The sequence below is a fragment of the Stenotrophomonas sp. HMWF003 genome, assembly GCF_003061285.1.
GTDB lineage: Bacteria > Pseudomonadota > Gammaproteobacteria > Xanthomonadales > Xanthomonadaceae > Stenotrophomonas > Stenotrophomonas maltophilia_AP.
Map to the genome: position 1 here is coordinate 21,717 of NZ_QAIW01000234.1, position 2,370 is coordinate 24,086.

A 2,370-nucleotide genomic window follows, 5' to 3' on the forward strand; every position below is an offset into this window, starting at 1 on the left:
CGGCCGATGCTGCCGTTGACGTTGATCTGCGCCGAGGTATGCCGGCGCTTGCCGTTGACCAGCACCAGCACCTGGTCCGGCGACAGCCCGCGCAGCTGCGCCGGGCGGATGCCGCTGGTGCCGTCGGTGAGGGCCGGGCGCGGGAAGTTCAGCGAGGGCAGGGCGCGCGACAGCGCGGTGGCCAGCTCGGTGGTACCGGTGGACTGCAGCGCTTCGGGGGTGATGATGTCGATCGGCGACTGCGATTCGGCCACGGTGCGGTCGGCGACCCGGGTGCCGGTGACGATGATGGTGTCCAGCGTGTTGGCGGCGGTGCGCGCAGGGGCGTCCTGGGCGCTGGCGGCGAAGCTGGAGGCACCGAGCACGACAGCTACGGCGGCGGCGAGCGTACTGGTCTTGCGGTTCATCTGGGCGTGGCTCCGGTAGGGACGATGCGGCACCGGAACGACATCTCGACGGCATGAAGCGGGTCGGCGAAGGCGGGTGTTGCGGTGCGCAATAAATGAATTAACGGGATATTCATCGCTTGTCAAATAACCGCCATGTCGACAAAAAACGTTGCAGAAGCAACCATTTACGTGAACTGGCGGGCCCGACATCAGGGTCCCGGGGAAGCGCAGGCAGGGTCGTGGGAGAGAGGAACGAGGCCTGCTGCGCATCCCGGGGCGCGTCAAGTATTCGTTAACGTTAGAATTACGTCGCAGGAAGGGTGCTCACCAGCACATTCCATTCCGTTATATGGACCCCCCAAGATGATTTCCCTTCGTAACTTCGCCTTGCGCCGTGGCGAGCGGCTGCTGTTGTCCAATGTCGACCTGACCCTGCACGCGGGGTACCGCGTTGGCGTCGTCGGCCGCAACGGTGCCGGCAAGTCCAGCCTGTTTGCCGCCGTCAAGGGCGAGCTGGAGGCGGACAAGGGCGATGTCGACCTGCCCGGCAAGGTCCGCATTGCCAGCGTGGCCCAGGAAACCCCCTCGCTGCCCGACCCGGCGCTGCAGTTCGTGCTGGAGGGCGACACCGAGGTGGCCGCGGTCATGCGCGAAGAGGCCGAGGCCGCCGCGCGCGAAGACTGGGAAGCAGTGGCCACCGCGCACCAGAAGATGGCCGAGATCGGCGCGTACGACGCCGAGGCCCGTGCCGGCAAGCTGCTGCACGGCCTGGGCTTCCCGGCCGAGACGCACTCGCGGGCGGTGTCCTCGTTCTCCGGCGGCTGGCGCGTGCGCCTGAACCTGGCCCGCGCGCTGATGATGCCCAGCGACCTGCTGCTGCTCGACGAACCGACCAACCACCTGGATCTGGACGCGGTGTTCTGGCTGGAACAGTGGCTGCTGAAGTACCCGGGCACGCTGCTGCTGATCTCGCATGACCGCGAGTTCCTGGACAACGTGGCCACCCACACCCTGCACCTGCACGGCGGTGGCGCCAAGCTGTACCCCGGCGGGTACACCGATTTCGAGCGCCAGCGCGCCGAGCAGCTGCGCCAGCAGCAGATCGCGCACGAGAAGGAGCAGGCCGAGCGTGCCCACCTGCAGAGCTTCATCGACCGCTTCAAGGCGCAGGCCAGCAAGGCCGCCCAGGCGCAGAGCCGCATGAAGCGCCTGGCCAAGCTGGCCGGCACCGAGGCGGTGCGCGCCGAGCGCGAGTTCCGCATCGAGTTCTCGCCGCCGGCCAAGCTGCCGTTCTCGCTGATCCGGCTCAACCATGTCGATGCCGGGTACGGCGCCGATTCGGTGATCCTGCACAACGTGGGCTTCGGCCTGGAAGCCGGCCAGCGCATCGGCCTGCTGGGTCCCAACGGCGCGGGCAAGACCACGCTGGTGAAGACCCTGGTGGGCGAGCTGGCCCCGCTGACCGGTGAGCGCGCCGCGCACCCGGACCTGCGCATCGGCTACTTCGCCCAGCACACGGTGGAGTCGCTGCATGAAGGGCAGTCGCCGATGGAGCACTTCCGCGACCTGGACCGCGACGCGCCCAACCAGGTGTTCCGCGACTTCCTCGGCAAGTGGAACTTCGCCGGCGACCGTGCCTTCGAGCCGGTGGACGGGTTCTCCGGTGGCGAGCGCGCGCGTCTGGCACTGGCCCTGATCGCCTTCCAGCAGCCCAACGTGCTGCTGCTCGACGAACCGACCAACCACCTTGACCTGGAAATGCGCGAAGCGCTGGCCGAGGCGCTGGCCGACTTCGAGGGCGCGATCGTGATGGTGTCGCATGACCGCCATCTGATCGGCCTGGTCTGCGATACCTTCTGGCGCGTGGCCGATGGCGTGGTGGAGCCGTTCGACGGCGACCTGGACGCGTACGCGGCGTGGCTGCGCTCGCGTCCCGCCGCGCAGGGCACCAAGCAGAAGATGGCCGCCGCCGCACCGGAAC

At 68.2% G+C, this 2,370-nt stretch carries 2 protein-coding genes; one reads left to right on the plus strand and one right to left on the minus strand.

Translation table 11 applies throughout. From position 1 onward, the window contains the following. On the minus strand, positions 1-407 hold a 407-nt coding region (locus DBR34_RS22530), incomplete at its 3' end, for a TonB-dependent receptor plug domain-containing protein (protein WP_258223790.1). 345 nt (positions 408-752) lie between these two features. Here DBR34_RS22530 and DBR34_RS09690 point away from each other — a divergent pair. Beyond that, the coding region (locus tag DBR34_RS09690) for an ABC-F family ATP-binding cassette domain-containing protein (protein ID WP_146186807.1) at positions 753-2,370 on the plus strand (1,618 nt) is incomplete at its 3' end.